Genomic DNA, 23,859 nt, shown 5'->3' on the forward strand with positions numbered 1-23,859 from the left:
CGTTTTGGCGTTCCGTCGGATTCCGAGGGTAGCCAGCGCTAATAAGGGTAGTTTTAAGGATACCTACCAATTCGATATTGGAAAGTACCCTTATGGCTCGCACAACGGCTCCCCTTACCAACAACGCCTGCCGCACTGCAAAGGCTCGCGAACGTGAGTACAAGCTTTTTGACGGCGATGGTCTTTACCTGCTAACGGTCGTAAAGGCTGGCGGCTCAGGTACGTAAAGCCCGATGGTAGCGAGGGTCTGACCTCACTCGGTAATTACCCGATGGTCGGGCTGGCTGACGCTCGCCATAAGCGCTTCGAGCTCACACAGCAGCTCGCCAACGGCATTGACCCCATCCAATCCAAGCAGCAGGCCAAGGTGCAAGCCGTAATCAATGGTCGTACCTTCGAAAGCGTTGCGCTCGATTGGTATACTGGGATGGTGCCTAAGTGGGCACCGGGCCACGCCAAGACTGTGCTCAGCCGGTTGAAGACACACGTATTCCCTTTGCTCGGTGCCAGGGCAATCGTCGAGCTGGACACCCACGACCTCATGCAGCCACTGGAAGCCGTGACGAAGCGCGGCACCATCGACGTGGCGCTCAGGATCAAGAGCTACCTGCAAAGCATCATGCGTGAAGCCAAACGGCTGCGACTGATCACGGCGAACCCGGCTCACGACCTCGATGGCTCGATCAGAGCACCACGGGTTACACATCGCCCCGCACTACCCTTATCGCGGCTGCCAGAGCTGCAAGCACGCATCGACGACTACAAAGGTCGTCCACTCACACGCCTTACCGTGATGCTGTCGCTGCACGTGTTCGTACGCTCCAGTGAGCTGCGTTTCGCCCGCTGGAATGAGTTCGACCTCAATCGCGGCATCTGGGAGATCCCCGACACTCGCCCGGCGCTCGACGGCGTACCGTTCTCCACAAGGGTACGAAAATGGCCGGAGACATTCACGTTGTACCCTTATCGCCGCAGGCAGTGGCCTTGCTTGAGCAGATCCACGCGATCACCGGCAAGTTCGACCTGGTGTTCGCGGGAGATGCCAAACCGTGGAAACCGATGTCCGAGAACACGGTGAATGCCGCGCTCAGGACGATGGGCTACGACACCAAGGTGGATATCTGCGGCCACGGATTCCGAGCCATGGCGTGCAGTGCGCTGGTCGAGTCCGGGCTGTGGTCAGAGACGGCTATCGAGCGACAGATGAGCCACAAGGAGCGCAACAACGTGCGGGCCGCCTATACCCACAAGGCCGAGTTCCTCGAAGAGCGGCGGATGATCATGACCTGGTGGAGCCGGTTTCTGGAGGCAAACCGCGAGGACCATGTGACGCCGCATGAGTTTGCCAGGCAGACGGGCGAGAACGTCACGCGCCTTCGCAGTGCCAAGAGGACCGAGAACCCGCCGCACCACCACCTCAAACTCGCTGTGAAGTTACCCACAGCACCGCATGAAGCTCCTCCGCGCGGGTCCATTCAAACGGGGCGGAAAAGCCGACCCGTTTGAAAGGACCATACCTAAGAAAAAACTGCTGGCGCAGCGTAAGTCTGTGGAAAACCACTGATGTCCACCGGGGGATAGTTTTATCCACAGGCGCTAACTCCCTGATATCGCGCTGCTTGACGAATATCGTCCACAGGCGTAGACCGGGAGTCGCAAGAGCTGTCGATGACAGCACCCCAGGTGACCCGAACCTTAAAGGTCACGCCGCTTCCGCGGTGGTTCATCCGCAAGTACGATTCGCGTCCGGCAGCTCGTACGGTCACTACCCATGTGATGGATGCCAACTCAATATCGTTGCCCCTGCGGCAACCACCCTACCCATCTGCTCAGCAGCAACCTATCCGCTTGGCCATTTCGCGTGCGCCAACCTGCGCCCGTCTCTTTCACTGGAAAGAGACGGGCGCTCCTGACACTGCTGCAGCCCTTATCGCGTATGGCTCAGCGGCTATTCCCCTCGTGACAATTGGCGTGACAAAAGCCAATGTCACCAGCAACAGCGATGTAGATGATGGTGCCGCAGACCAAGGAATGGGCTGCACCTGACTGACAGTCAGGCATGCCCCGGTCATCGCATTTCTGCGTTCACCCGACTCAGGATCTCGCGGCACTGGTCTCGTCAGCCAATGCAGCCTCCACCCGCCCACCGGTAACGGTGCTCAGGAGGCCAGATCATGAGATGCCCTTGCTCTTGGTCGTAAGGAGCCGCCAGTCCCGCGTGAAAGGACAACCCCACAGGCCGCAGGGGCCTCGATCCCTGATAACACTCAGCATTCTTGGCGGGATGACGTGGGGAACGTTTCGAAGATTTTCTGAAAAAAAATGACATTGATAATCTCCAACGACCGGAAGCGGGCTGGACGGATCTCATCATGTCTATTAATTCTAATAGCAATTTGGCATTATCCCCCCATGCTTTGGCCTAGGGATGGCATGCCATGAAGATTTTGATGCAGAAGGCCGGTTACGGCGACTCGATTCTAATCGTAGGTAACACAACCAAAATCTTAGTAGATGGTGGTACGGCAAAATCTTTCGGCGAATGGTCAAAATCAATACAACAAATTGACAAGCTAGACGCTCTCTTCGTCACCCACATTGACAACGATCATGTTGGCGGCGCAATAAAACTCCTCACATCAGAACACTCAAACAAAGTTGAAAAGATTTACTTTAATGGTGCGAATCAAGTTATTGTAAATCCCTCCCCCGATCCAGGCACTAGAAATGACGCTATAGAACTCGCGGCAATTTCTGCTTCTACTGTATTATTTAATGAAGACAATCAAATAGGATATTCGGAAGGGACCTCACTGTCCTTCATTCTCCAAAGCAAATGCGTTAACGTAAATTTAGAGTTCAGTGGCAAAGCCGTCACGAGGCAACCTCTACAAAACATCATGACAGTGGGCGAGTTCAAACTAAACTTTATAGGACCAACAAAAGAAAACTTAGATGGACTGAGAGACAACTGGCTCGCACTATTAAAATCAAGAGGAATTAAAAGACGCATTATCGATAAAAATTACAGCTCTGCTTTTGAAAACTATCTTAGCTCCATCGATCAACCTACTAAGTCCGACCAGACCATTTCCAGCAACAATGAAGACATAGATTATCTAGCTAGTCGCCCCTTCAAAGATGACGACTCCCTGCCAAACAAAAGTAGCATATCTTTTTTGCTCAAGGCAGGATCCAAAAGCATATTAATGCTTGGTGACTCCGATGCCGCGACCATTAATTCTTGGCTGAATGAAAATTCATTTTCCATCTTGGACGTTGATGCAATCAAGCTCCCGCACCATGGAAGCAAAAATAACTTCGACATCGATCTAATCAAAAGAATAAACACACCTTACTACCTCATATCTACTAATGGAAAAAAATCCTCACACCCAGATCTAGAAACAATAGCCAGGATATTAAAGTACGCGCCGAACCGCTCAGCCAAAATTATTTTAAATTATAAAGTACAACACTTGACCAATTCATTCCTGATGAACCTGGAAAACTGGGAGGGCAATATCAGCCTACATCAAGATGTTGAGGAAATAGAACTTTGAGCAAAGAACTTTCGGATGACTTCAAGCTTGACAACGTCTTCATACTTGAATCTTATAACGACCAAGACTCAGCGATTGCAACTGGCACTTGCTTCGCTGTATCAGAGTCACTTTTTTTTACTGCTTACCACGTACTGGATGAAGCGTTTTCTTTAAAGATTTTTCGAAATCGAGACGCATATCATTCAGGGCATTCCTATTCAATTGAATGCGTTTTTTTTGATTCCGAATCCGACTTCGCGATTCTATCCTCCTCAACATTTAAAACCAATTGCACGATTGAGCTTGGCCACTACGAAAGTGAACTTGGCGATGAAATTAGAACAATCGGCTATTCAGCAGAAAAAAGTCGGTTGCACTTCCCCATAAAAAGTACAATCTCTAATATTTTCGACTTTTCCAGCACTTATAAATACGATTTTGAGTTTGGGAAGCCAGCAGAGATCGCGCAAGCTAGCGGCCTTTCTGGCGGGCCAGTATTCTTTAAAAAGTACGCCATCGGTTTTTTAGCACTCCAAACTGTAGGATCTGGACTGCAAGCCATTTCATTTCACTCCCTATTTCAAAAGCAGTCGGTAAAGGACTACATTGATGATAATGGCATTCAAATTATCGACAGTGAAGAAATTTCATACGATGGTATCCCTCATCCAGAAAGTCCGTTCAAAATTTCAATAGACTGTTCTCTAGCCGCACCCAACATTAAAGGACTAGATATTGGCTTTGATCTTGGCGAATGGCGTACGGAAAACCTGATTGACCAGGCTCTAAACTGGGTGGAAGACTACGCTCTCACACCTAAGGAAAAAAGTGCCCTAAGTAGGCACAGCTTTAAACGAATCCAAAGTGCCCGCCGCAACTTCAATATTGAAGACCCCGCTGCGCTTGCAGATTTACTGCTGCACATTGCAATACGCCAGAACCACAAGACAATCCCCATTATATCCAACACTACTACTATCGACGGAGAAGCTATATTCTCTTGCTCCCACATTGTTATTAACAGGGCAAAAGTTGAGCTATGGCTTGGCATCTCCGCAATGGAAGATAGCTTAGAGAACGCAGTAAAGGAAGCTATCCGCCGTGTCGACTCGCTAATTCGTGCAGGCGGCATAAGAGATAGACTGGTTTTTATTTTGGCTGCTTTAGATCCAACCTGGCCCCAATTAGCCAAACTAGAGAAGCTTTCAATGCCAAACCTTAGTCTATCCGAAAAATTTGATAAAATAATCATTCCAATGTTTCTGTGCAGCAACTCTGAAACCATTAACGAGTACCATCCTTCTAAATTTCTTGAATCATTCCAATGCGATATAGATGATTGCAGAAAAAGAGTTGTAGCTGCATACAGTTCTCAAATCGTGCCTCTAATCGACCTACGTGTTTTCTTATTCCCTGTTGATAACGTACAACAACTGCACGAAAAATTTGCCACGGAGTTCAACTCATGAACAAGGCGTTTTACTCTGAGCTTCGCGCACACATCGACAATCCGTTGTTTAGCGACTGGCAACATCTATTTCTTAGATTGATACAGATATACAACTCAAATCAAACAGACCACTTCCTCATCCAAGATCTTACGTTGCGATGCCTAGAACGGCGCGACGAGTTCCACTCACTGAATGGATTACTTAACGTACTTATATCGGAACTTGGGCTTTTCCCGTATATCGACCAAGCCTCTACGACAACAAAGGATAAGTTTCGGCTTGAGCTATTCAAATCTCCTATATCTGAAGACATCACGTTCCACCTTAAACAAGCCGAAATTTATTACAGAATAATAAGCGGAGAGAACATTGTTCTAAGCGCACCAACAAGCTTTGGGAAAAGCTTGGTTATTGATGCACTAATAAGCTCTGGCGAATATTCAAACCTAGTCATTATCGTCCCAACCATTGCCCTAATGGACGAACTCCGTAAAAAGTTTAGCAAATACAAAAACCATTATAAAATCATCACGCAATCTTCACAAAAGCCATCAGAGCGAAACCTATACATTTATACACAAGAAAGGGTTCTTGAGTGTAGAAACCTAGAAAAAGTTGACTTTTTTATAATTGATGAGTTTTATAAACTTGCACCCCGAAACTCTGCAGATTATAGAAGCGATCGGCTGAACCTAGCTTTTCACAAGCTATTTAAAATTTGCAAGCGCTTCTATATGCTTGGCCCTAATATAAATGGTTTAGCAGATGGCATTGAAGAAAAGTTAAACTGCGTATTCGTCAGATATGATAGCTACAAAACAGTAGCCGCCAATGAGTACGGTTACGAAATCAGGCACTATGGCACAGATCCTGAAAAAGATATAGATAGAGACGAACATCTTAAAAAGATCTTGAGTAACCTAAAGCCTGATGAGCAAACTTTAATTTTTTGCAAAACACCAAAACGTGCCGCATCTCTAGTTAAAAAAATCATGTCATATGATTTTATAAAAATAAAAAAGCTAGAAAATTCATTTTCTTCCTGGTTACGAGAAATCTATCACAATGACTGGTCGATGCCGCGGGCAATTGAATATGGTATCGCTTGCCACCATGGAAGACTGCCTCGAGTTGTTTCCAGCTATATTGTAGAAGCCTTTAACGACAAGCTCATCAACATACTGGTTTGCACTTCAACCTTGATTGAAGGTGTCAACACAAATGCAAGGAACGTGATAATCTACGATGATTGCATCCGAGGAGCAACCCAATTAGATTCTTTCACATTTAACAACATTAGCGGCCGTAGCGGCCGTATGTTCGAGCACTTCGTTGGAAATATCCATGTAATTGGGAGAAAGCCAACAGCTGAGCTTCCTTTCATTGATGTTCCGATCGTCACACAAGATAACAACGCATCTGCCTCAATGCTTCTTAGCATAATTGATGAATTGTCTCCAGAGAAGCGCTCATCGCTTTCAAACTACACTACACAGCAGTATATTCCAATCAGCTTATTAAATAAGCATATTGGCGTACCTCCAGAGCGAATGATAAAATTCGCTGAAGCCCTTATGGAAAAATTTAAACCATGGAATACCTTAATGACATGGTCTGGAAAACATCCAAACAAGTATCAACTAAGGCACCTTTGCGAAATAATGTTCAGTTACTTCGGCGTTTCGAAAATGGGTGGGAGGTGCGTCAAAACCAGCAACCAGCTTTTCTACCGAACATTAAACATAATTAACAAAACTGAAGATAAAGAGTTAATCCAAAGCGAATATGACTTCTGGTCCTCACGCTCGGAAGATTACGAGATTGATGACGCAGTACAAAGCGTTTTTGATTTTAAGAGGAACTTAATTGGCTACAATCTGCCAAAAATAATTTTGGCTATAAGTGACATTCAGCGCACCATATTCAAACGATTCAACTACCCCTGCGGTGATTATACAGTTTTTGCACTTAGCCTAGAATCCTTGTATCTTCCACCGCCGATCGCTGCGCTTGAAGAATTCGGCATCCCTACTTATCTTGCAAATGGAATTTATGAGCTTTCAGGCGCAACTGACGATACTACCGTGGACATTTTATTAGAATACATCAGACGAAATAAAAATAGGATAATTGATTCTTTCGAAGGATTCGAGAGAAAGCTTTTAGAGCGAGCCATCACTTACGTTTAACAACTTCGGCCAACTCAAATCTAAGCCGCTTCAACTATCTCTCGAGGATGCCCAAAATCATGCTCGCTTTTTAGGGATACTTTTAGGGATAGAGATCGGAAAACTTCGGCGAAACTTAAGAAAAATCAATTTATTAATGCATACGTCGACTCCTGGTGCCGCAATAAAAATGAGCCTCACCGAAAGGCAGGCCTTTTTTCCGTAGCTTTTGTCACCGCCTTAATCACCACAGAAGCCGTAAGCCCCCTCAGCACACACCCAAATCTTCATCTGTAACCAATCCAACCAAAACACTTAACAAAAATAGCTTTTCTCTTTTCCTCAACATGAAAGTCAATTAAATCAAGGAGGCCGTTAAAAAAAACATGTTCTTCAACACCAAATCTTTCAGGAATGAAGCAAAGGTCGTACCATGACAGCATCTCATCAACTGACAAATCACCAGACCGTTGAAGCTTTATATAAGCGATTACATCCTTCCTTAGCGAAAGGGCAGCGCAATACGTTTTTTTCACCATCCACTGATCGAGTATCTCTTCGACGCTGAGCTGTCCAGCTCTTTGAGCTTCAGGTAAATAATCTAGAATCCCGTCACCCAAATCTTTCATAAAACCTATCAATTCCATATATCCGCGCATTACAAAAGCTCCACGTTATTGAAAAGGCAGTAAGCATGTATCCTGATATATAATTGAATTCAACGAGCTCTATAATAGCCCTCGCCTTTGTCATAGTAACTGGAACATTCTGAGCCGAACGGATAGATTCCCCACCCTACATCCTGTTTCGCATTAAGCCCCAAGACTGGGCAATTATTCTTACGGACAAATTTAGCATAGGAATACATCAGAATTCTGAGTTAGTTTGCTTGAAGTGCTTGAGTAATAGTAAAACTTTTCAGTATGCCCAGCGACGCTACATTCATTAATGTACCCGCGCATCAAATTCAAGACTCTAGGTCATCCAGCGAAACCTTTACCCGCTGAGGCGCAGCAAGACGTTCGCGCACCGTGGCAAGCAGGGCCTCATCATCTTCAGTCATCAATATCGGCTTGAACGGCAACTGACCGCGCTTCGCTGCGTATTGCAGCGCTTGGCGCAACAGCTCGGAAGGCGTAACACCAAACCAATCAAGACGACGGGGCTGCCAAGCAGCCCCTGAGCGAGTAAATCCCAACCTCGCATCGTCGACTCACTCGAAGCGAACTATTCGAGCCCTTTACGCCGCAACGCCTCACTATCAATCCCGTCCAGCACGGCATCGACCAAACCCTTGGCCATCTCAGCTGAGTGCAAGGTGGACCAGAGCAAGCCTTTCTTGGGCAGCCCAGGAATGTGCTCACACGCTTGTTGAGCGGTGTCGTAGATGCCCTGTAGCAACAGCGAGACATGCACCAACGCGTCTTCAGCTTCAATGCCATCGCGTACGGTGAACAAAGGCGGGTGTCCGGCATCGCAGCAGCCAAAGGTGGTTGTGGCAGTCTTGCCGAGCAGGGATTGCGGGGGATCGGGAACTATTTTTGTCATTGTGAACGTCTCTATTGTGGTGGAGCCGTCACCGCTTGCGACCAAACAAGTTGGGTGGCAGCTGTACGCAGGTTGGTCGACCAGGACAATAGACAAACCCGGCAGGCACGAATGCCTCCCGCGCACAGCTGCCATAGAACGAAGATACCGACGAGCAAACGTAAGTATTCGTTGTAGGACGCTGTAGCGTCTATCGTTGAAACGGGCGACCAAACCCGATCGCTGATTTTGCAGCGACCGGTGAAGCCTAACGTTCATCGGGTTGTCAGGCAAGTTGACATGCAGCGCCAGCTGTATCGAACCTTGTAATCCCTAACCCCATCCGTTATAGCTAAAAAGGCATCCATAACGAAAAGAGGCAGAATCAGCCCATCATGAACGAGACCACACGCATCTTTCGCCCCCAAGGCCCGTTTGCCGCGCTGTTCGGCAAGTCTTACGGGCCCACCCTAGCCGCTGGCCCATCGCTGTCCTGCTCGCCCCTCTCGACACTGTTCCACGCCTTGTCGATTCCACCTCGCGACACTTTGCTCGCACACAAACGCAAACGCCCCGTCCCTCCACCTGCCAACTGACACCTGAATTTTCCGCTTTCCCTTGCCCTCGGCTCTGCCGTTCAGGGCTGGAGACGCTTTGCATTTTTTTCAGTGTTTTCTGTCAGGAAGTCTTATGACTATTCGTGTTGCCATTATCGGCGCGGGCCCCTCTGGCCTGGCGCAGTTGCGTGCCTTTCAATCCGCTCACGCCCAAGGCGCTGCGATGCCTGAGGTGGTCTGTTTCGAGAAGCAGGCCGACTGGGGTGGGATGTGGAATTACACCTGGCGCACCGGGCTGGATGAACACGGTGAGCCGGTGCACGGCAGTATGTATCGCTACCTGTGGTCGAACGGGCCGAAGGAGTGCCTGGAGTTCGCCGACTACAGTTTCGATGAACATTTCGGACGGCCAATTTCATCGTATCCGCCGCGCGAGGTGCTGTGGGATTACATTCAGGGACGGGTGAAAAAGGCCGCTGTGCGCGATTACATTCGCTTCAACACGGCGGTCAAAGCCGTGCGTTTTGATCAGGCCAGCCGTACCTTCACAGTCAGCGCCTACGATTACGCAACCGACCAGGGCATCGAGCAGGTGTTCGATTATGTGGTGGTCGCCAGTGGGCATTTCTCTACGCCGCATGTGCCGGACTTTGCCGGGTTCGAGCGTTTTTCCGGGCGCATTCTGCATGCCCATGACTTCCGTGATGCGCTGGAATTCAAGGGCAAAGATGTGCTGATTGTCGGCAGCAGCTATTCAGCCGAAGACATCGGCTCGCAGTGCTTCAAGTACGGCGCACGCTCGATCACCACGGCCTACCGCACACAACCAATGGGCTACAAATGGCCCAAGGGTTGGGAAGAGCGGCCGCAGCTGCAGCGCGTTGAAGGCGACCTGGCGTTCTTTGCCGACGGTTCGAGCAAGCGCGTGGACGCGATCATTCTGTGCACCGGCTATCAGCATCACTTTCCATTCCTGCCTGATGAGCTGACGCTCAAGACCGGTAACCGCCTATGGCCGCTGGGGCTGTATCAGGGCGTGATCTGGGAAGATAACCCGCAGCTGATCTACCTCGGCATGCAAGACCTCTGGTACAGCTTCAATATGTTCGATGCCCAGGCCTGGTTCGCCCGCGACTACATGCTTGGACGCCACACGTTGCCATCGAAGACCGAGATGCAGGCTGATAGCGCACGCTGGCGCGCCGAAGAAGAAGCGCTGGAAAGCACCGCATCGATGTACGAATTTCAGGGCCGTTACATCAAGCACCTGATCGGGCAAAGCGATTACCCGAGCTTCGATATCGACGCGGTTAACCGGATCTTCCTGAAATGGAAGTCGGATAAAAAGCAGGACATCATGGGCTACCGCGACAAGTCCTACCGCTCAGTCATCACCGGTACCACCGCTGTGCCCCACCATACCCGCTGGATGCAGGCCATGGACGACTCGCTCGCCGAGTACCTGCGCGAGACTTCAGCCAAGGGTGATGTGAAAACCCTACGTCAGCACTAAGCTGCTGTCGCCTGTCGACTGGGTACAGGCGCAGGGCTTTCAAGCCCCTGTAACCAGTCGCAGTAGCGAGCCACACCCTGCTCCACCGTGAGACTCGGTTCGCGGTAACCCACCTCGCGCAACTGCTCCAGGTCGGCGCAGGTGTAGCACTGGTACTTGCCGCGCAGGTGATCGGGAAATTCGCTGTACTCAAGAATGCCTTCCAGCAAGGCCATCTCCCGTGAAAGCGGAGGCTGGTCTTGCTGCTCGCGCAGGCGGTTGATCACCGCCATGGCCACATCGTTGAACGGCTGGGCGCGGCCACTGCCAACATTGAAAATCCCGCTCAGGTGCGGACGATCAAGGAAGAACAGGTTGACCTTGACCACATCTTCCACCGAGACGAAATCGCGCAGATGCCCGCCACTGGGATAGTCGCCGTAGCTGCCAAACAAACTGACCTTGCCGTGGGCTTGATACTGGTTGAAACAGTGCAAAGCGACCGACGCCATTGCACCTTTGTGTTGTTCGTGGGGGCCGTAAACATTGAAATAGCGCAGACCAACGATCTGGCTACGGGCCGCGGACAGTTGCCGGCGTACACGTTGGTCGAAAAGGAATTTCGAGTAGCCGTAAACATTCAACGGCCGCTCGTTCTCGCGTTGCTCGCGAAAAACCCTACCGGCGCCATATACCGCTGCCGACGACGCATACAGCATCGGCACTTGCAGGCCTTGGGCAGCATCAAGCAGGTCACGGCTGAAGCGGTAGTTGTTGTCCATCATAAAGCGCCCATCGCCTTCGACGGTGCTGGAGCAAGCGCCTTGATGTAATACGGCGCGAACCTTGCCGAACTGGCCGCGGGCAAAGCGCTCGAGAAAGTCGTCCTTGTCGAGGTAGTCGGCAATCTCGCAATCAGCGAGGTTGCGAAACTTGTCCCCATCAGTCAGGTCGTCGACCGCAATGATCTCGGTTTCGTTGCGTCGATTGAGGGCCTGGACCAGGTTGCTACCGATGAAACCGGCGGCGCCGGTGACGATAATGGTCATGCCTTGTCCCCCTTTAAGGGTGCAGAGCCCTCAGTTTAGGCAGGGTGGACTGTGCAAAAATTAACCAGGATCAATAGTTTTGTGGATAACCTTGACGCCCGTCAGGTTGTGCTTTTGCCGTCATAGCCAGTGCTGCCTTATCATCCATGCCCCGTTCTTGTGCACATGGATGTCTGATGAAAGCCTTCACGCGCCTGCTACCGATCGCCCTGCTCGCCGCCTGTCTGCCTGGCCACACCACCTTCGCCGCCAGCTTCGATTGCAGTAAGGCCGGTACGCTGGTGGAAACGGCCATCTGCAACGCGCCGACACTGTCGGCCAAGGACGAGCAGCTCAGCGAACTTTACCTGCCGCTCAAACATCAGAAAATTTACCGTGAGCTGCAGCGGCAATGGCTGCGCGAGGTGCGCAATCATTGCGACTCGACAGCTTGCATTGAAACCGCTTACGACCAGCAGATAGCACGGCTGACGCCAGCACCGGAGCGCCCGCACGTTGCGGCCTCTTCACTTGTCCCTACGACTGACCAACAGCCCTACAGGAAGATTGAAGACGCACCGTGGCAACGTTTTGCCCTGACCACAATCCCTGAAATCAAGGCCAACGCCTATGCTCGAGTGGTCGATGTGGCGACCGTGGACGGTGTGCTAAATGTGGTGATTTTTGTCGGCGACCAGGCGGATCTTACCGTCAGCACTCCTCGCAGTGGCTATGAGCGCCGCTACTTCGGTTCCCTCTACGAGTATTCCGATGCCCGCCCGGGCCTTCATCCAATTGCCCGCGATATTCGCTTCAGCGGTTGGGGCAAGACCGGCGCCAACGATCAGGGGGAACGTTACGCTGGCATCATTGATGGGGTGTTCTACTATCGCCAGCGTATGCGTGGCGAGGCCGAACAAAGCATGGCCTATACCTTGGGCTCCAAGGCCGTGCCGCAACCGTCGACACAGCTCTACGCGACTGAATCCAGCAGCAAACGCTTTTCCAAAGCCATCGTTGCCAGCGACCTGAACGTCGATAACACTGGCCTGCTGCTGCTTTACCCCTTCCTGCAGGACGACAACGTCTACGACCGGGTGATGAGCAAGGATGACAAGGGCTGGAGCCTGATGAACCCGATCTGGAGCCCGACCCGGCCGGTGTTGTACTTCGATAACAACGGCGACTTCGCCTGTGTCTGGCGGGTCGATCTGGAGAACAAGACGCTGGAGAAGATCGTTCCTGAGCATGAGGCGGTTGCCGCTTTCCCGGTGGACGCCTTGGGCCACGAGGCCGTCGTTTACCTCGAGGCCAACCAACTGAAATTAGCCATCGCCCCTGGACCTTGAAGGTTCAGCCCAGCGCCGACAGCGTAGCGGTACGTCGGCGCTCATACAGGCGGCCAATGCTGATAGCCCAGTTGATCAGGGCTACCGCCAGCAGACTGAACATCATCGCTTCGGTGCCGCCGCTGACAATCAGATTGCCCGCCAGCCATGGAAAACCGAACACCCCGAGAAAGTACGCCAGGCTGAACAACAGCAGGGCTTGCGGGGTGTAGCCAGGCGGTGCCTGATTCGCTGCCAGGCCGTTGATCACCGAGTAGTTCAGGCCATAGCCGACGCCCAGCAATGCCGCCGCCAGCAGGTAACTGAGGTTGCCGTTCACCCACCAGCCCAATGCCACGACCGCCAGGACGATAAAGCCCGAAAGCAGGCAGGAAGCACGATAGGCATCGCGCTTGACCACCCAGCCGGCAATCAACAGTCGACAGCCAATTGCGGCACTCATGAAACCGATGAAAAACAGCGAATAGTCTAGGCCTCGCGCCGCCGCGTAGGAGGTTTGGAAGCTGCCCAAACCACCGAAAATTGCCCCGCCTAAGCCGACCATGAGAATCGGCCAACGCGCCGCCGAGCCCAGTACCTGTGCACTAGCCCGACGGCTGATGCCGACGGGGTTGGACGCTTGGCGTGGCTGACGTGCCAGATGATTGAAGATCAGCAAACCGATGACAGCCGCCAGGGCCGCCACATAGAACGCTGTCTGCACCGGCATAGCGAAAACGCTGGCGAGCTTGCCCGCCAGCGGCCCCGAGCCGATACCACTCATCATGCTGCCCGAGAGCAGGGCGAAGCAGTGAGTGCGGCGCGAGGGCTCTACTCGCTCAGCGACCAGGATCGGCCCGAGGGTATAGAACGCGCCCCAGCCAAGACCAAGGATCAGACCGCAGAGCATCAGACCAGCACCGGTTCCGGGCATCAGGGCAAAGCCCAAGCACGCTGTGACCAGGCACAGCGCCGAGAGGGCGATGGCCCGCGCCGACCCCCAACGATCAGCCAGATGGCCACTGCCAAGTACAGCGATCACGGTGCTAAGCATCGCCAAGGAAATGATCCGCCCGGCATCCTGCTCGTTGCCACCACGACTACTGACCAGCAGTGACAAAAGAAAGGTCGAGCCGTAAGACAACGACAACAGATAGCTGGCCAGGCAGAGCAGGCCGAAACCACGGTTGGCCGCTGCAGTGCGAGTAGCGCAAGTCACAAGGCTTCACTCACAAAAAACTGAAGGTGCCTTGTAGCACGGCGAGTGCGGCCGGCAGTTATGCAACTGCCGGAGTTGGGTTCAGTCAGTGATTAACTATCGCGACAACATCGGCTCAGCGAGCGGACCTGGCATACGCCGCAAACAAACAACCCCAGCCTAGGCCGGGGTTGTGGGTGACGCCAAGCAGCTGATTAGAACAGGCTGATTGGGTACTCGACGAACACGCGAACTTCGTTGCCGTCGTCGTTATAGCCGTTCAAGCGAACGCTCTCGGAGGTACGCAGGAACGAACCACGCAGTTTGACGGACAGGTCCTTGGCAGGGCCTTCCTGAACCACGTACTTGAACTGGTTGAAAATCTCGCGCTCTTTACCTTCGCCGAAGCCGTGGGTGTTGATGTTGTCACCACGCACGTAAGCCACTTTGTAGGTCAGACCCGGTACGCCGAACGCGCCGAAGTCCAGGCCGTAACCGATCTGCCAGGAACGCTCGTCTTCAGCGTTGAAGTCGGACCAGTAGGAGTTGGCCAGGTAGATGGTCGAACCACCGTCACCCACACCACCCGCGTTCTGGTAGAAACCGTACTGATAACCGGTGTCGCCAGTGCTGCGCTGGTGAGCAAGGGTGATCGAGTGCGGGCCAAAGGCATAAGTAGCCGCCAGGCTCCAGATGGTGTTGGAATCGCCAGTCAGGTTTGCGTCAGTGACATATTTCTTGTCGATGTCAGACTTGTAGCCGTTGAAATCCAGGGTCAGGGACTGATCGTCGGAGATCGGGTGAACGTAGTTCACGCCCAGGTAGTACTTCTTCAGTACGTCTTCAACATCAGAGCCGTACACCGAAGCCGACAGGTTCTCAGTGAACTTGTAGCTACCGCCGAGCACGTTGATCGACTTCAGGCCACCGCTGTCACGACCTTCAGCACTCTTGCGCGCTTCCTGAGTGAAACGACCGGCGTTCAGTTCCAGGCCCTTGATCTCTTTGGAGGTGATCATGGTACCGGTGTAGCTCTCAGGCAGCAGGCGACCGTCGTCGTACTGCAGCACTGGCAGTTCCGGCATTTGATCGCCGTACTTCAGTACTGTGTTGGAGACGCGGAATTTGACTGCGGCGCCGCCACGGGCCAGGTTGTGCGGGGAGTTCTGCGGCGCATCGCCCTCGGCCGGCTTGAAGAAGTCGATGCCGCCACCGCCGTTGCGACCTTTACCGCCGTCCAGACGCACAGCGTACAGGCCAAAGGCATCTACACCGACACCGACGGTGCCCTGGGTGAAACCGGAGGAGAACTTGCCGATGAAGGCCTGGCCCCATTCGCTCTGGTCTTTGTTGCCGTGTTTCTTGTCACGGTTGATGAATGCGTTGCGCAGCAGAACGCTGGCAGTGCTGTCTTCGACGAAGCCGTTAGCGCTGGCCTGATCATTGGCCGAAGCTTGAGTCGCTGCCATTAGCCCCAGCGCGATCAAGCTGATCCTGGTTTTCAACATTTTATTTTCCTTATTACTAGTCAAATACGCTCTGCGACCTACGCCAGAAACCACGCCCCCTGCGTGGGTTGACGCTCGCGGGTCAGAAAATAAAAAGCCCGCGTGCGAACGATCGCAGCGGGCCTTTTATTCTGGACTCTTGGCCGATTGGCCTACAGGCGTTGACCGAATCCTATCCGTGCGCGGATCAGCGTGTCAAAATTTCGTGAAAGATAACCTGTAGAAACAATTAGATACATAAATGCGCAAGCGCAAACTAGAAACAATTAACACAAGCAAATAGCAAGCATTATCATTCGCGCCGAATTTCAATACGCCCTCGTCTAACACGCTCACCCCTTCGGATGCTCTTAATGCCTGCCCCCTGCCGACTGTCACCCTTGACTCTGGGTGTCTCCCTGTTTCTCGGTTCCACCCTGGCCTTGGCCGCCAGCACCACCCTCCCTGAACTTTCAGTTACCGCCGAAAGTGACCGCGAACAAGACGATCCGCGGGTCAAGGAAGTCAGCACTGCCACTCGCACGTCTACACCGGCCCGCTATGTTCCTCAGGCGATCGACTCGGTGAAGACCAGCAACGTAATGGACTACGGCACCAACGACCTGGGCAAGGCGCTTAGTGGCATTCCCAACGTCAGCAACGGTGCCGATACCCGCTTCGACAGCGTGCGCATCCGCGGCTTCGACGCCAGCAATGACTTTTACCTCGACGGCATCCGCGACGACAGCCAGTACGTGCGCGACTTGCATAACATCGAGCGTATCGAGGTGCTCAAAGGCCCGGCTGCCGTGTTGTACGGTCGCGGCAGTCAAGGCGGGATCGTCAACCGCGTGAGCAAATTGCCAGAAGCCGGGCGCCGCTCCAGCATCGAAGCTCAAGGTGGCAGCGAAGACTTGCGCAGCCTGTACGCCGACCTTAGCGCCGATCCGTCAGATAACATCAGCTTGCGCCTGAACATGGGCAACCAGGACAACAACAGCTTCCGCCACGGCATCGACGGCAGCCGCCAGCTGTTCGCCCCGTCCATGAGCTGGCAACTGACCCCGGAACTCAACTGGTTGGTGCAATACGAATACAGCCGCTACAACCGCACCCCTGATCGCGGCATTCCCAGCGTCAACGGCCGCCCGGCTGATGTTGACCGTGATACCACCTACGGCGACACCCAGCGCGACTTCATCGACGACAAGGCGCAATCGTTGCGCTCGCGCCTGAACTACCAACTCAGTGAAAACTGGCAGGCACGCCATACCCTCGGCCTGTTCAAGCTCAACAGCGACTTCGACAACACCTACCAGACCGGCTACAAGGCGGCCACCCATCAGGTCGATCGCCAGCGCTGGCAACAGGACCTCAATACCCGCAACCTGTTCAACAACCTTGAACTGGAAGGCAACTTCGACACCTTCGGCCTACAGCACACCTTGTTGACCGGCCTGGAGTTCGGTAATCAGCGGCGCGATCCGCTGCTCTACAAATCAGCGACAAAAGTGCCGAGCGTAGACCTGGACAATCCTGACCGTAACGCGCAGTACAACGGCCTGATGCTGCCATGGAGCAACAACCACACCGTGGTCGACAGCCGTGGCCTGTACATCCAGGACCAACTGCGCCTGAACGATCAATGGCAACTTCTGGCCGGGGTGCGCTTCGACCAATTCGAGGTCGAGACCACCAACAAGCTCAAGAATATTTCCGAGAAGCAGGACAGCACCAGCACCAGTCCTCGCCTGGGCGTGGTCTATTCACCGTGGAAAGAACATTCCTTCTACGCCTCCTGGAGCAAGACCTTCTCACCCGTGGGCGGCGGCCTGATCGGCATCACCCCGGGGGCGCCTGGCAACAGCAACGAAACCAGCCCTGAAGAGACCCGACAGAAGGAAATCGGGGTCAAGAGCGACTGGCTCGACGAACGCCTGAGCACCACCTTGGCGGTCTATGAACTTGAGCTCTACAACCGCCGTACCAGTGACCCGAACGACCCTAGCGTTACCTTGCTGACCGGCCTGCAGCGCTCACGCGGGGTGGAACTGACCGCCACCGGCAACATCGTCGGCAACTGGTATGTACGGGGTGGCATCGGTATTCAGGATGCAACCATTGTCGAGGACAACAACGGCCAGGAAGGCAATCGGGTGAGCAACGTCGCCAAACGTAATGGCAGCGTGTTTGTAACCTGGAAACCCGAGATGGGCTGGTATGGCGAGACGGGCCTGACCCTGGTCGGCGAACGCTACGCTGATAACCAGAACACTGCGGTACTGCCAGGTTATGGACGCTGGGATGCCTTGGCCGGTTTCCGCGCCAAGGACTGGGACCTGCGTGCAGCGTTGAACAACATTACCGACAAGACCTACTACAGCTCGGCCACCAGTGCCGCGCAGATCCAGTTCGGTGATCCACGTAGCCTAGTAGTGACCGGTACCTATAGCTTCTGATGCTTGAAGAACCGTAGCCGCAGCCGGGCGGCAGCGGCGACATATTCAGCAGTGCTGCTGGCGATTCACTCACCCAGCAGTGCTTCAAGCTCCGCTTCTGTAATCAACCCGCGCGGATAACGCTCCAGCAACGAACGACGGTGATCGGACTTCCTGCCCCGGATGGCTCCATTGCTTTTCAACCACTGCGCCACCCTTCGCAGGGCCTCGCGATTCAATGCGGTCGGGGCCGACTCACTTGCTGCATTCATTTCGACACGTACTCCCTGGGCCGTGAGCGGCTAACCTACTCAAACTTTGTGACAGAACGATGCTGTCCTATCTGCTTGAAATACAATGCAAAACAAATACAAGAGGTGTGCCAGAAAGCCACGCCGATTGTCGCCGCCGATAAAAAAACCCGTCCGAAGACGGGTTTTAGTTTTTGCGCAAATTCAGCCCTTGAACGGTGCCGGTTGCTGCTGGGTCAGGCAGTGAATGTTGCCGCCACCCAATAGCATTTCGCGACCCGGGATCATTACCACTTCGTGGTCCGGGAACACCCGCGCCAGAATCGCTCTAGCCTCGACATCTGCCGGGTCATCGAAGCTCGGCGCAATTATGCCGCCGTTAACGATCAGGAAGTTGACGTAGGAGCCCGCCAGGCGAACCGAAGGGTTGCGTTCCTGGCTACCGGCTACCGGATCGACGCCTGCACACTCTTCTTCTGTGGCAAACAGCGGCCCCGGAATCGGCATCTTATGCACGGTAAAGGGGCGACCTTTGGCATCACGGCTGTTCTGCAGCACCTCAAGTGCGGCGTGGCAACGCGCGTAGTTGGGGTCTTGCGGATCATCTGTCCAGGCCAGTAACACTTCACCTGGGCGCACGTAACAGCAGAAGTTGTCGACGTGGCCGTCGGTCTCGTCGTTGTACAGGCCGTCGGGCAGCCAGATGATGGTGTCCACCGCCAGGTGATCGCGCAGGATCGCCTCGATCTGCTCACGATTGAGGTGAGGGTTACGGTTGTGGTTGAGCAGGCATTCTTCGGTGGTGATCAGGGTACCTTCACCATCGACGTGGATCGAGCCACCTTCGAGTACGAAGCCTTCAGTCTGGTACCGCTGGCAGCGTTCCATCTCGAGGACCTTGCTGGCTACCTGCTCGTCACGGTTCCACGGTGCGTACAGCCCACCCTCGAAACCACCCCAGGCGTTGAAGCCCCAGTCGACCCCGCGCACTTCACCGTTGTTATTGATAACAAAGGTAGGGCCGGTGTCGCGCACCCAGGCATCGTCGTTGCTGATTTCCACAACGCGAATGTTCGGCGCGTCCAGGCGGGCACGGGCGTTGTCGTACTGGCCGGCCGAGACGGCCACGGTTACCGGCTGAAAACGGGCGATGGCCTGGGCCAGCGTCACGTGTGCAGCCTGTACCGGTTTGCCGCCCAGGCGCCAGTTGTCTGGACGCTCAGGCCAGACCATCCATACCTGGGTTTGCGGCGCCCATTCGGCTGGCATGTAAAAGCCGTCGGCGCGTGGGGTGCTGGTCAGGGTCTTCATGAGTAAACCTTTGCAGTGTTCGACGCAGGCCTGGTGGCCCGCGACGAGGTCATTGAATGATCAGGATTCCAGCGCGCCGTCGAGGGTTTTCACCGGGCCGTACAGGTTTGGACGGCGGTCACGGAAAGTGCCCCAGGCGCTGCGGATGTGCTCCAGTTGATCGAGGTCGAAAGTATGCACCAGCACGCCCTCTTCGGTCTCGTTGAGCGCTTGGACTTTCTCACCAAACTGGTTGGCGATGAACGACGAACCGTAGAAGGTGATGTCGTAGCCGTCCTGTTCCTCGGTGCCGATGCGGTTGCTGGCGATAAGCGGCATCAGGTTGGCACCGGCGTGGCCCTGCTGCACTCGTTGCCAGTGATCACGCGAAGAGATGGTTTTGTCGTGCGGCTCGCTGCCAATGGCCGTCGGGTAGAACAGTACTTCGGCCCCGAGCAGCGCCATGCTGCGTGCGCACTCCGGGAACCACTGGTCCCAACAGATGCCTACACCGATCTTGGCGTAGCGGGTCTGCCAGACCTTGAAGCCAGTGTCGCCTGGATTGAAGTAATACTTTTCGTGGTAGCCAGGGCCATCCGGAATGTGAGTCTTGCGGTACACACCGAGGTTGCTGCCGTCAGCATCGATGATCGCGATGCTGTTGAACCGCGCACGGCCGGCCAGTTCGAAGAAGCTGATCGGCAGCACCACCTGCAACTCTTTGGCGAGCTTCTGGAAGTGGGCGATTGCGGCGTTGGTTTCAACCGGCGTGGCCAATTGCAGGTAATCCGGATTCGGCTTCTGGCAGAAGTACGGGGTTTCGAACAGTTCCTGAATCAAGATGATCTGAGCGCCTTTTGCTGCCGCTTCGCGGACCAGTTTTTCGGCAGTGGCCAGATTGTCCTGGCGGTCCCAGGAACACGCCATCTGGGTGGCGGCGACAGTAACGGTGCGGCTCATGAAAACCTCCTCGAGGATGGCTGGGCCGACTGACCTTGCAGGCGACCAAAAACAAATTGCAGGGGTAGATGGACGACTTTATATCCGATAAATATCGACTTTGAAAGCTAGAAAACAAAAAACGAAGGCACAAAAAAGCCGATTAACTCGATATCAATCTGGTTAATCGGCTTTCACTCCGCGAACTAGAGCGCTTCGGAAAGCACCCTGTCGATGCTATCGACGAAGAAGTCCACGCTCTCCCGGGTAGTGCACATTGGCGGCTTGATCTTGAGGATGTTCAAGTAGTCGCCGGTTGGCTGCATGAAAATCCCCAGGTCGCGCAGACGGTTACACAGGGTGGTGGTTTCTTCGCTGGCCGGCTCAAGGGTGGTGCGGTCGCGGACCAACTCCAGGCCCAGGTAAAAACCCGAACCATGCACAGCACCGGCTAACGGATGTTTATCGACCAAATCCTGCAGGCGCGCCTTGAAGTACCTGCCAACATCACGGGCGTTATCCCACAAGCCTTCCTCGCCCATGACATCCAGTACAGCAATACCGATTCGACAACTGACCGGGCTGCCACCAGCAGATGAAAAAAAGTAGCCCTCAGCTTCCAGCGCTTCGGCAATTTCCCGACGGGTGATCACCGCCCCCAACGGCTGGCCATTGCCCATGCCCTTGGCCATGGTGATGATGTCCGGCACCACGCCTTGCTGTTCGAAGCCCCAGAAATACTCGCCAAGGCGGCCATAGCCGACCTGTACTTCATCGGCGATGCACACGCCACCCGCGGCGCGGACCTTGGCATAGGCCTGTTGCAGGTAACCCGGTGGCAGCGAAATGCCGCCGGCATTGCCATAGACCGGCTCACAAATGAAGCCAGCCAGTTGCCGTTGCTCAGCAGCTACGGCTGCCAGCTTGGCATCGACATCGCGCAAATAGTCGGCACTGCTGTCCTCCCCGCGATAGGCACCACGGTAAGTGTTCGGCGCAATTACTGGATGCACCCATTCAGGCCGAGTGCTCAGCGCCTGGGGGTTGTCGGCAATCGAGGTGGAAATCGCATCGGTCGCCACCGACCAGCCGTGGTAGGCCTCCAACACGCTGAGCATGTCCCGGCCGCCGCTGTAAGCCCATGCCAAGCGAATCGCCAGATCGTTGGCCTCAGTGCCGCTGTTGACCAGGAACACGCGGTCCATGGAGTCGGGCGCCAGCGCCAGCAAGCGTTCGGAAAACTCGGCAATGGCCGCGTAGTGAAAGCGTGAGTTGGTGTTGAGCAAGGACCACTGGCGAGCCGCTTCACTGGCCATTCGCGGATGACCATGACCGAGGACCGCGACATTGTTGAGCATGTCCAGGTACGCACGCCCTTGCATGTCGTACAGGTAGTTGCGCCAGCCTCGCTCAATATGCGGTGGCTGTTCGTAGTAGTGCTTCTGCGAGCGGGCAAAACTGGCGTCGCGACGTTCCAGCAGTTGCTGTGCATCGGCCAGCGGTTCGGCTTCACAGGCGAACCCCAGCACTGCTTGCGGCGACGGGCACACAGCCTGCCAGGCTGTGGCCCGCGAAGGCGCTACAAAAGCGGGTGGGCACAAGCCCGCTACGCGGCAGAGCTGGACACTCAGCAGCCCCTCGCTGTGCCCCAAGCGCTGAGCGTTGCTTAGCTGCGCCCCGGATTCAGGCGCATCAACCAACCCACGCAACCAAAGACTGCACTGTGCGCCTTGCAGACAGCCCTCGCCGTCAGCCGTGTTTTGCCAAACGCCCGGCCACGGCGCCTGCAGCTCGGTGCCCGCAGGCAGCTGCAGTTCAACGTGCAAGGCAAAGGTCCGCGGCTCTTGCGGATTGTCGATATGGGTTTGCGACAGACGGTACTGCGCATAGTGCGAACAGGCCGCGCCTTGTACACCGGCCTGCTCACGCAACAGTTGCTGGTCGATACCAGGTTGTTCCCAGTTGCCAGCCTGGAAGTGACGGCTCAACACGCCCAGATCCACTGGCGTGACCGCATTGACCTGCAAGCCAGGCAGCAACGGAGTTGCCTGCAATGGCGACAAGGGTAAGTAGAAGCCTGTGATTTGCAGAATCGCAGCTTCCATCAGTTCAAATGGGACGCTGGTGGCAACCTCAAAGATTTCCCACTCGTGACTCAGGTTGTCACGAATGTAGCTGTTACCTGGATCAACACTCAGTTGCTGCTCACTGCTGAGCACCAGCACAGCAGCGCGGGCAACGATCATCGGCCACAAGGCTTTGAGCTCAACTTCGCTCAGGGGATTGAGCGCATGGTAAGCCTGCACCGCGGGCAGAACGCGTAGCGGATCGCCCTCGGCATGATGAAGCAAGGCTGCACAGGTCACCGACAGGTCGGCGATACGCCAGGTGCGCACCAAGTCGCCAAAATCGATGACACCGCGCAACTGCCATTGCCGTTGTCCATCCCGTTGCCAGACGGCGTTGTCATCGGTGATATCCAGATGCACCGCTTGCATCGGCAGGTGGCCGATCACATCTTGCAAATGCTGTTCGGCCTTGAGGGTGGCTTCGAGCAGTTGCACCTTGCGCGGCCCGTCGTTAAGCACAGGTGACAGATGCGCGATGAGGGCTGGGGCATGCTGTGGGTCCCACTGCAATGTGCGCTCAAGTCCTGGATGGCTGAACTGCGCCAAAGCCTGGTCAATACGCGCACAGAGCCTGCCCAGCTCGGCCACCAGCGTTGGCTCCATATACTTGAGCCGGGTCAGTGACTGACCTTCGATGTACTCAAGTAGTCGCACGCGCAGGGCCCGGCCTTCTACCTCCAGCGCCAGCAATTGCGCACCGGAACCTGCCGAGATCACTGCCGGTACCGGCAGCCCCCGCTCACGCAAGTAACCCAAAGCAGCATGCTGGGCTTCCAGTTCAGCGGCGCTGTAATTGCCATGGCAGATTTTCAGCACATAGCGCCCTTGCGCGCTGTCGACGCGAAAGTTCAGATCCTGCTGGCTACCCAACGGCTGCAATGAACCACTGAGCCCATAGTGCTCCTGCAGTATCCGCAGCGCTTGCTGCTCGCTGACCTCAGGGCAGGGTTGGCTGGAGCGGTGGAGCAAGGTACTGAGCGGCATGACGGGACCTCATTTTTTTGTTGCTTATATCGCCACTGCTTTTGCCG

At 54.4% G+C, this 23,859-nt stretch carries 17 protein-coding genes and 1 pseudogene; 8 read left to right on the forward strand and 10 right to left on the reverse strand.

The annotated features are described in order from the left end of the window. Positions 1-92 precede the first annotated feature (92 nt). The 5 genes and pseudogenes from ACQRAX_RS07875 to ACQRAX_RS07895 form a co-directional block, all read left to right on the forward strand. Positions 93-1,389, forward strand: a pseudogene (locus tag ACQRAX_RS07875) (tyrosine-type recombinase/integrase); the annotation flags it as partial. Between the two features lie 279 nt (positions 1,390-1,668). Further along, positions 1,669-2,046 (forward strand): hypothetical protein, encoded by a 378-nt coding sequence (locus ACQRAX_RS07880; protein ID WP_412038934.1) that lies wholly within the window; start codon positions 1,669-1,671, stop codon positions 2,044-2,046. A gap of 392 nt (positions 2,047-2,438) precedes the next feature. Beyond that, positions 2,439-3,563, forward strand: coding sequence for a ComEC/Rec2 family competence protein (locus ACQRAX_RS07885; protein WP_412038933.1), 1,125 nt, complete (start codon positions 2,439-2,441; stop codon positions 3,561-3,563). Beyond that, positions 3,560-5,014 (forward strand): Hachiman antiphage defense system protein HamA, encoded by a 1,455-nt coding sequence (locus ACQRAX_RS07890; RefSeq protein ID WP_412038932.1) that lies wholly within the window; start codon positions 3,560-3,562, stop codon positions 5,012-5,014. Before ACQRAX_RS07885 ends, ACQRAX_RS07890 begins: the two co-directional genes overlap by 4 nt. Next, positions 5,011-7,185, forward strand: a complete 2,175-nt coding sequence (locus ACQRAX_RS07895; RefSeq protein WP_412038931.1) for a DEAD/DEAH box helicase — start codon at positions 5,011-5,013, stop codon at positions 7,183-7,185. The genes ACQRAX_RS07890 and ACQRAX_RS07895 overlap by 4 nt, the downstream gene beginning before the upstream one ends. A 266-nt stretch (positions 7,186-7,451) precedes the next feature. Here ACQRAX_RS07895 and ACQRAX_RS07900 read toward each other — a convergent pair whose 3' ends face one another. The 3 genes from ACQRAX_RS07900 to ACQRAX_RS07910 all read right to left on the reverse strand — a co-directional run bounded on the left by ACQRAX_RS07900 (position 7,452) and on the right by ACQRAX_RS07910 (position 8,712). Further along, positions 7,452-7,823: a hypothetical protein gene (locus ACQRAX_RS07900; protein WP_412038930.1), complete on the reverse strand. Its 372-nt coding sequence runs from the start codon at positions 7,821-7,823 to the stop codon at positions 7,452-7,454. 308 nt (positions 7,824-8,131) lie between these two features. Further along, entirely contained in the window at positions 8,132-8,362 is a 231-nt protein-coding gene (locus ACQRAX_RS07905) for a type II toxin-antitoxin system RelB/DinJ family antitoxin (RefSeq protein ID WP_412038929.1), read from the reverse strand. A gap of 29 nt (positions 8,363-8,391) precedes the next feature. Further along, positions 8,392-8,712 (reverse strand): DUF3077 domain-containing protein, encoded by a 321-nt coding sequence (locus ACQRAX_RS07910; RefSeq protein ID WP_412038928.1) that lies wholly within the window; start codon positions 8,710-8,712, stop codon positions 8,392-8,394. A 669-nt stretch (positions 8,713-9,381) separates the two neighbouring features. Here ACQRAX_RS07910 and ACQRAX_RS07915 point away from each other — a divergent pair. Beyond that, complete coding sequence (locus tag ACQRAX_RS07915) at positions 9,382-10,761, forward strand: flavin-containing monooxygenase (protein WP_412038927.1); 1,380 nt, start codon at positions 9,382-9,384, stop codon at positions 10,759-10,761. Here the strand turns inward: ACQRAX_RS07915 and rfaD are convergent. Then, a complete protein-coding gene (rfaD, locus tag ACQRAX_RS07920; protein ID WP_412038926.1) occupies positions 10,758-11,789 on the reverse strand; it encodes an ADP-glyceromanno-heptose 6-epimerase in 1,032 nt (343 codons plus the stop codon). The genes ACQRAX_RS07915 and rfaD overlap by 4 nt on opposite strands. A gap of 176 nt (positions 11,790-11,965) precedes the next feature. Between rfaD and ACQRAX_RS07925 the strand changes: the two genes are divergently transcribed. After that, positions 11,966-13,117 (forward strand): lysozyme inhibitor LprI family protein, encoded by a 1,152-nt coding sequence (locus ACQRAX_RS07925; protein WP_412038925.1) that lies wholly within the window; start codon positions 11,966-11,968, stop codon positions 13,115-13,117. A 4-nt stretch (positions 13,118-13,121) separates the two neighbouring features. On the opposite strand, the gene ACQRAX_RS07930 is transcribed toward ACQRAX_RS07925, so the two are convergent. Both ACQRAX_RS07930 and ACQRAX_RS07935 read right to left on the reverse strand, forming a co-directional pair. Continuing rightward, positions 13,122-14,315: an MFS transporter gene (locus tag ACQRAX_RS07930; protein ID WP_412038924.1), complete on the reverse strand. Its 1,194-nt coding sequence runs from the start codon at positions 14,313-14,315 to the stop codon at positions 13,122-13,124. A 194-nt stretch (positions 14,316-14,509) separates the two neighbouring features. After that, positions 14,510-15,802: an OprD family porin gene (locus ACQRAX_RS07935; protein WP_412038923.1), complete on the reverse strand. Its 1,293-nt coding sequence runs from the start codon at positions 15,800-15,802 to the stop codon at positions 14,510-14,512. Positions 15,803-16,155: 353 nt separating this feature from the next. Between ACQRAX_RS07935 and ACQRAX_RS07940 the strand changes: the two genes are divergently transcribed. Then, entirely contained in the window at positions 16,156-18,240 is a 2,085-nt protein-coding gene (locus ACQRAX_RS07940; protein WP_412038922.1) for a TonB-dependent receptor, read from the forward strand. A 65-nt stretch (positions 18,241-18,305) separates the two neighbouring features. Here ACQRAX_RS07940 and ACQRAX_RS07945 read toward each other — a convergent pair whose 3' ends face one another. The 4 genes from ACQRAX_RS07945 to ACQRAX_RS07960 form a co-directional block, all read right to left on the reverse strand. After that, positions 18,306-18,491, reverse strand: coding sequence for a hypothetical protein (locus tag ACQRAX_RS07945; RefSeq protein ID WP_412038921.1), 186 nt, complete (start codon positions 18,489-18,491; stop codon positions 18,306-18,308). A gap of 183 nt (positions 18,492-18,674) precedes the next feature. Then, a complete protein-coding gene (aguA, locus tag ACQRAX_RS07950; RefSeq protein ID WP_412038920.1) occupies positions 18,675-19,781 on the reverse strand; it encodes an agmatine deiminase in 1,107 nt (368 codons plus the stop codon). A gap of 60 nt (positions 19,782-19,841) precedes the next feature. Then, complete coding sequence (gene aguB / locus ACQRAX_RS07955) at positions 19,842-20,720, reverse strand: N-carbamoylputrescine amidase (RefSeq protein WP_412038919.1); 879 nt, start codon at positions 20,718-20,720, stop codon at positions 19,842-19,844. Between the two features lie 185 nt (positions 20,721-20,905). Then, positions 20,906-23,812, reverse strand: coding sequence for an aminotransferase (locus tag ACQRAX_RS07960; protein ID WP_412038918.1), 2,907 nt, complete (start codon positions 23,810-23,812; stop codon positions 20,906-20,908). Between the last annotated feature and the right edge of the window lie 47 nt (positions 23,813-23,859).

Source organism: Pseudomonas sp. UM16 (assembly GCF_050312595.1).
Taxonomy (GTDB): domain Bacteria; phylum Pseudomonadota; class Gammaproteobacteria; order Pseudomonadales; family Pseudomonadaceae; genus Aquipseudomonas.